This is a genomic window from Yersinia artesiana (assembly GCF_902726545.1).
Taxonomy (GTDB): Bacteria; Pseudomonadota; Gammaproteobacteria; order Enterobacterales; family Enterobacteriaceae; genus Yersinia; species Yersinia artesiana.
The window spans coordinates 93,950-100,475 of record NZ_CACVAD010000013.1 but is presented as its reverse complement, the minus strand read 5'-3'; the positions used below and the strand labels follow the sequence as shown (position 1 = coordinate 100,475).

Below are 6,526 nucleotides of genomic sequence, written 5' to 3'. Positions count from 1 at the left end.
TAATTCTGCTTTTTCTATCATTAGAGCATTAAAGCTTTCATTTTCTTTAGCTTTATCGAGTGAGAAATTGACTATTTCTTTATTTTTAAAAAAACTGCCTGACAGCGCTATTTCCTCTTCAATATCCTCTTCGATGGGTTCTAAACTAACATCATCAAAACGAAAATAAGATGTATAAGAAAAATCATTACTTGCTCGAACAGAAAAAAACCCCCTGCCAGGGTTGCTGACAGGGGGTTGGAATTATCGATTTAACACCGTATTACATCAGCGGTTGTGCCAACTGAACCAGCGAAATCAGCGGTTGCGGATAGATACCCAGCACCAGTACCAAAATCGCGGAAATCAGCACCACCACACCACCAGCAGTCAATGCCCAGTTGCTTGGTGTGTCACGCACCAGGGTTTCTGGTGCACTCAGGTACAAGCTTACCGTCACGCGCAGATAGTAATACAGGCCGATGGCGCTGCCCAAGACTACAGCACCGGTCAGCCACCACAGGTTGGCACTCACACCCATTGCCACGACAAAGAACTTACCGATAAAGCCCAATGTCATTGGAATACCAGCCAGTGACAGCATCATCACCGTCATCACCGCAGAGAGAATCGGCTTATGCCAGAACAACCCACGGTAGGAGAACAGTGATTCCGCGTCCGGGCCTTTGTACGGGCTGGACATCAGGCTGACGACACCGAAAGCGCCCAGGCTGCTGAACAGGTAACCGGCCAGATAGACACCAGCAGTTTCCAGTGCCAATTGATGAGTTTGCACTGCCACCAACGCAATCAGCAAATAGCCAAGGTGCGCGATAGAGGAATAACCCAGCAGACGCTTGATGTTGGTCTGGCTGATAGCCATCAGGTTACCAAACAGAATCGAGGCCACAGCAATCAGCGAAAGTACTAAACGCACCGCTTCACTGTCAGCGGCTGGCGCGTACAAGAACAAGCGCATCACCACCGCAAAGATGGCAATCTTACTGGCGGTCGCCAGGAAAGTAGATACCGGGGCAGGTGCGCCCTGATACACATCCGGTGTCCACAGTTGGAACGGCACCAGCGACAACTTAAAGCCAAGACCAACAATCATCATCCCCAGACCGGCCAGGATCAGCGGTTGGTGAATCATGGAGTCGCTCAGGCTTTTGCCCAGACCGGCGAATGACAAACTGCCAGATTCCGCATACAACAGCGCCATACCAAACAGCAGGAATGACGATGCCGCCGCAGACAGCAGCATGTACTTGATGCTGGCTTCCAGTGAGCGCTTCTGGCGATAGGCGTAACCAATCAGGCCAAACAGTGGCAGGGAAATCAGCTCGATACCCAGGAACAGCGATGCCAGATGATTGGCGCTGGCGAGCAAAATACCGCCCATAGTCGCAATCAGCACCAGCAGATAGAACTCTTCGCGGTTATCCGGATAGCCATTGAGCCACGGATAAGCAAAGGTGCTGGTCGCCAGACTGGCAACAATCACCAGCCCAGTGTAGAACATCGCGTAACCATCAACCCGCATCAGCGGTGTGACATCCATCGGCCCGACCTGGCCGACAAAGTAGAGTGACAGCAGCGCCAGGTTAAGCCCGATAACCGTCAGAGTGGCGTTGATAAAATGATCGCGTCGCCACGCAATGGACAGCATCACAACCACCACCGTCAATCCGACGATCAACAGCGGTAGCATTGCGATCAGTTGTTGAGGAGTTATTGTCATGGCGAATTACGGCCTTGTTGTTGGAATAATAGATGAAGCATTGAACCACTGCTGTACATTACTCATCGCAGCATGGGATGTGTCGAGAATTGGCTGCGGATAAACCCCCAGCAATACTAACAACACCACTAACAGCAGGATGATGGACAGTTCCCTTGCGCTCATGCCCGGTAATGCTTCTTCAGATTTTGGCGCGCCGTAATAAGCACGCTGCATCATAATCAGCGAGTAAACCGAAGCAAAAACCAGCCCAAAAGTAGAGATCACGGTAATCACCGGAACCACCTGGAAGCTGCCGAACAGGATCATAAACTCACCGACGAAGTTACCGGTACCCGGCATCCCCAATGTTGCCACCGCGAAGAACAGCGATAGCGCAGGCAAGTATTTGATTCGACCCCACAGACCGCCCATTTGGCGCATATCACGCGTATGCAGGCGCTCATATAGCTGGCCGCAGATGATGAACATACCGGCGGCTGACAGGCCGTGGGCAATCATCTGGATAACCGCGCCCTGGTAAGCCAACTGGCTGCCGGTATAGATGGCAATCAACACAAAGCCCATGTGCGATACGCTGGTGTAAGCAATCAGGCGTTTGATATCGGTCTGGCAGAAGGCCATCCACGCACCGTAGAAGATACCGATAACCCCTAACCACATGGCGATTGGCGCAAACTCTTGCGAGGCGGTCGGGAACAGTGGCAGGCTAAAACGCAGCAAACCATAAGCTGCGGTTTTCAGCAAAATCCCCGCCAGGTCGACAGAACCTGCGGTTGGTGCCTGACTGTGTGCATCTGGCAACCAACCGTGCAATGGCACCACCGGCATTTTTACCGCAAACGCGATAAAGAAGCCCAGCATCAGCAACCATTCCACATTGTGGGACATCGGGGTTTTCAACAAATCTTCATAGTTGAACGTCCAGATACCGGTGGCGTTGTAGTGCACAAACACCAGCCCCAAAATGGCAATCAGCATGATAAGGCCGCTGGCCTGGGTATAGATGAAGAACTTGGTGGCCGCCGCGATGCGGGTTTTACCGTCTGATGCTTTGTGACCCCACAAAGCAATCAGGAAGTACATCGGCACCAACATCATTTCCCAGAAGAAGAAGAACAGGAACATGTCGATGGCGAGGAACACGCCGATTACCCCACCCAGAATCCACAACAGATTCAGGTAGAAGAAGCCCTGATTGCGCTGAATTTCACGCCACGAACAGAGGATAGCCAGCACACCCAACAGGCCGGTCAGCACCACCATCAGCAGTGACAAACCATCTAAAGCCAGATGGAATGAGATGCCGAACCGTGGGATCCACGGCAAGGTGAACTCTGACTGCCACTGCGGGATACCCGCCGGGTTCATCAGTGAATAGTTGCCCTGCACCCACAATTGCAAGGAGAGCACCAATGTCAGCCCCATCGCGAGTAGCGCTATCCAGCGCGGTACTCTGGTACCGAAGCGCTCACACTGCCAAGACAGTAAGCCGCCGATAAAGGGGATAAGAATTAGCCAAGGTAATAGCATGGCGTTTTGTGTCCCTAATTAAACGAAAAGCAACAGAGCCAGTACAACGACTGCACCCAAACCCATAGACGCGACATACCAACGCACCTGTCCATTTTCACTGACGGTCAGACCGCGATTACTCCAGCGCGAAAGTATCGCCGGGGTATTCATCAGTGAGTTCAGCGGATCACGTTGCAACAATCTTGCAATCCACAGATACGGGCGGACAAACACGTTATGGTACAGCCAATCAAAGCCCCACGCGTGGAACCACCAGACCGTAAAGAAGCGGCCCGGCGCACTTTGCGCGATGCTGTTGACCAGCTGACGTTTGCCCAGATACAGCATTGCAGCCAGTGCGATACCAATCACCACCAACACGCCGGAGAAGATTTCCAGCGGCATTTTGCCCTCTTCACCGAAATGAAGCTCTGGCAATACACCCGCCAGCGGCGGAGTTATCAGCGCGCCAACAAATGTCGATAGCACCAGCAACACGATCAGCGGCAGGCTGTGAGTGATCCCTTTGACCGGATGCGCTTTGGTTTTTGGCTCGCCGTGGAACACAATGAAAATCATACGGAAGGTATACAGCGCGGTGAGGAATGCCCCAACCAGCCCGGCGACCATCAGATTGATATGGCCGCTGGCCAATGCGCCCCACAGAATTTCGTCTTTACTGTAGAAGCCTGCGGTGACGATTGGCAATGCTGCCAGCGCCGCGCCACCCACCAGGAAGCAGATATACACCAATGGAATAGTCTTACGCAGACCACCCATTTTGAAGATATTTTGCTCGTGGTGACAGGCCAGAATCACTGAGCCAGAGGAGAGGAACAGTAGCGCTTTAAAGAATGCATGCGTCATCAGGTGGAAGATAGCTGCATCCCATGCCTGAACGCCGAGCGCCAGGAACATGTAGCCAATCTGGCTCATGGTGGAATAGGCCAACACGCGCTTGATGTCGCTCTGCACCAGCGCAGCAAAACCGGCCAACACCAGAGTGACTGCCCCAATGATCCCCACCAGATGAAGCACTTCTGGTGCCATCAGGAACAGACCGTGAGTACGGGCAATCAGATAGACACCGGCGGTGACCATGGTAGCCGCATGGATAAGCGCGGAAACCGGCGTTGGGCCTGCCATCGCATCAGCCAGCCAGGTTTGTAACGGCAACTGCGCCGACTTACCCACTGCACCACCGAGTAACATCAGCGTCGCCCAGGTAATGGCGGTAGAGCCCATTTCCAGTTTCTGCGGTGCCAATACCATCAGCTCACGAATGTTCAGCGTGCCCAGTTCCTGATACAGGATGAACAGCGCGATAGCCAGGAACACGTCACCCACACGGGTCACGATAAAGGCTTTCATCGCCGCCGCACCGTTAGCCGGATTGGTGTAGTAGAAACCGATCAACAGGTAACTGCACAGACCCACACCTTCCCAACCCAGATACATCAGCATCAGGTTATCGGCCAGTACCAAAACCACCATACTGGCGATAAACAAGTTGGTGTAGGCGAAGAAGCGGGAGTAGCCCTCTTCTCCACGCATATACCAGGAGGCATACATGTGGATAAGGAAGCCCACACCAGTGACGACAGACAACATGGTCAGCGACAAGCCGTCCAGTGTCAGGGTCAACGGAATGTTGAAGGTGCCGACCGACATCCAGTTCCACAGGGTTTGGTTAAACACCTGAACCCCAGTGGCCTTCTGACTGAGGAAGTCCACGGCAACATACAGTGTCACCAGTGCCGTCAGACCAATCGATCCCACCCCGACAGTGGCAGCGGTATTTTCAGACCAACGCCCACGGGAGAATGCCAACAGCAAGAAGCCCAGCAGTGGCAGCAGAATTGTTAAATATAATAGGTTCATCCGCGCATCTCACTGACTGTGTCAATATTCAGAGTATGACGGCGACGATACAGCTGTAACAGCAGTGCCAGACCAATACTGGCCTCCGCCGCCGCCAGCGTGATCGCCAGGATATACATCACCTGACCGTCAGCCTGACCCCAATAACTGCCCGCCACCACAAAGGCGAGCGCCGCCGCGTTGATCATCACTTCAAGGCTTATCAGCATAAACAGCAGGTTGCGACGAATAATCAACCCCGTCAGCCCCAGCACAAACAGAATGGCCGCTAAAATCAGGCCATGTTGTAGAGGGATCATGCTTGTTCCTCCGTTTTTCTTTTCGCGCTTTCGCTTGCGCCCAGCACTTCACCCGGCTTGTGTTCACGCCCGATATGGAAGGCAACCACCAGACCGGCCAGCAGCAGCATTGAAGCCAGTTCCACCGCCAGTACATAAGGGCCGAACAGGCTGATACCGACTGCTTTGGCATCGACCATTTCACCGCTAATCCCGGAATCAGTGACTGAACTGATGGCATAAATCAGCACGCTGAGCAGTACCAATGCCAGTAAACCAGGGCCAATCCACAAGCTCGGTTTCAGCCAATCGCGCTCTTGTTGCTCGACATTGCCCAGGTTCAGCATCATCACCACAAACACGAACAGCACCATAATGGCACCGGCGTAAACAATGATTTCCAACGCACCGGCAAAGTAAGCCCCCAGTGAGAAGAACACGGCCGAGATAGCCAGCAAAGAGATAATCAGGTACAGCAGCGCATGTACCGGGTTGGTGTGAGTGATAACGCGAATAGTCGCCACCACTGCCACCAATGCTGCAATATAAAATGCAAATTCCATGGACGCTGGCTCCTAAGGCATCAGACCTTTAACGTCGATCGGTTTGGCTTCATTTTCGGCTTCGCCTTTTGGCTTGCCGTCAATCGCCATACCGGACATCCGGTAGAAGTTATATTCCGGATATTTACCCGGCCCCGAGATCAACAAGTCTTCTTTCTCATACACCAGATCCTGGCGTTTGAATTCGCCCATCTCGAAATCCGGCGTTAGCTGGATAGCGGTGGTCGGGCAAGCCTCTTCACACAGGCCACAGAAAATGCAGCGGGAGAAGTTGATACGGAAAAACTCCGGATACCAACGGCCATCTTTGTGCTCGGCTTTCTGTAATGAAATACAGCCAACCGGGCAGGCAACCGCACACAGGTTACACGCAACGCAGCGCTCTTCACCGTCGGGGTCGCGCGTCAGCACGATACGGCCACGGTAACGCGGCGGCAGGTAAACCGGCTCTTCCGGATACATTTGGGTTTCGCGCTTGTGGAAGGCATGAAGGCCAATCATCCACAGGCTGCGCACTTGGGTGCCGAAACCAACCACTAACTCTTTCAACGTCATGGTTCATTCACCCC

At 53.1% G+C, this 6,526-nt stretch carries 6 protein-coding genes; all 6 read right to left on the bottom strand.

The genetic code is table 11. The annotated features are described in order from the left end of the window. Positions 1 to 262: 262 nt before the first annotated feature. From nuoN to nuoI, 6 genes are read right to left on the bottom strand one after another with little or no spacing between them, the layout of a single operon-like run. Complete coding sequence (nuoN, locus tag HU019_RS06375; RefSeq protein ID WP_046694800.1) at positions 263 to 1,720, bottom strand: NADH-quinone oxidoreductase subunit NuoN; 1,458 nt, start codon at positions 1,718 to 1,720, stop codon at positions 263 to 265. Between the two features lie 6 nt (positions 1,721 to 1,726). Then, positions 1,727 to 3,253 (bottom strand): NADH-quinone oxidoreductase subunit M, encoded by a 1,527-nt coding sequence (gene nuoM, locus HU019_RS06370; RefSeq protein WP_174846949.1) that lies wholly within the window; start codon positions 3,251 to 3,253, stop codon positions 1,727 to 1,729. Positions 3,254 to 3,271: 18 nt separating this feature from the next. After that, positions 3,272 to 5,116 (bottom strand): NADH-quinone oxidoreductase subunit L, encoded by a 1,845-nt coding sequence (nuoL, locus tag HU019_RS06365; RefSeq protein ID WP_019083543.1) that lies wholly within the window; start codon positions 5,114 to 5,116, stop codon positions 3,272 to 3,274. Then, on the bottom strand, positions 5,113 to 5,415 hold the full coding sequence (gene nuoK / locus HU019_RS06360) for an NADH-quinone oxidoreductase subunit NuoK (RefSeq protein ID WP_005159229.1): 303 nt from the start codon (positions 5,413 to 5,415) through the stop codon (positions 5,113 to 5,115). The genes nuoL and nuoK overlap by 4 nt, the downstream gene beginning before the upstream one ends. After that, on the bottom strand, positions 5,412 to 5,957 hold the full coding sequence (gene nuoJ, locus HU019_RS06355; RefSeq protein WP_174846948.1) for an NADH-quinone oxidoreductase subunit J: 546 nt from the start codon (positions 5,955 to 5,957) through the stop codon (positions 5,412 to 5,414). Before nuoJ ends, nuoK begins: the two co-directional genes overlap by 4 nt. A 12-nt stretch (positions 5,958 to 5,969) precedes the next feature. Continuing rightward, a complete protein-coding gene (gene nuoI / locus HU019_RS06350) occupies positions 5,970 to 6,512 on the bottom strand; it encodes an NADH-quinone oxidoreductase subunit NuoI (protein WP_038631826.1) in 543 nt (180 codons plus the stop codon). Positions 6,513 to 6,526: the final 14 nt, after the last annotated feature.

Coding starts and splice junctions, on each gene's coding strand:
- nuoN (WP_046694800.1), bottom strand. CDS start 1,720: ATGACAATAACTCCTCAACAACTGATCGCAATGCTACCGCTGTTGATC.
- nuoM (WP_174846949.1), bottom strand. CDS start 3,253: ATGCTATTACCTTGGCTAATTCTTATCCCCTTTATCGGCGGCTTACTG.
- nuoL (WP_019083543.1), bottom strand. CDS start 5,116: ATGAACCTATTATATTTAACAATTCTGCTGCCACTGCTGGGCTTCTTG.
- nuoK (WP_005159229.1), bottom strand. CDS start 5,415: ATGATCCCTCTACAACATGGCCTGATTTTAGCGGCCATTCTGTTTGTG.
- nuoJ (WP_174846948.1), bottom strand. CDS start 5,957: ATGGAATTTGCATTTTATATTGCAGCATTGGTGGCAGTGGTGGCGACT.
- nuoI (WP_038631826.1), bottom strand. CDS start 6,512: ATGACGTTGAAAGAGTTAGTGGTTGGTTTCGGCACCCAAGTGCGCAGC.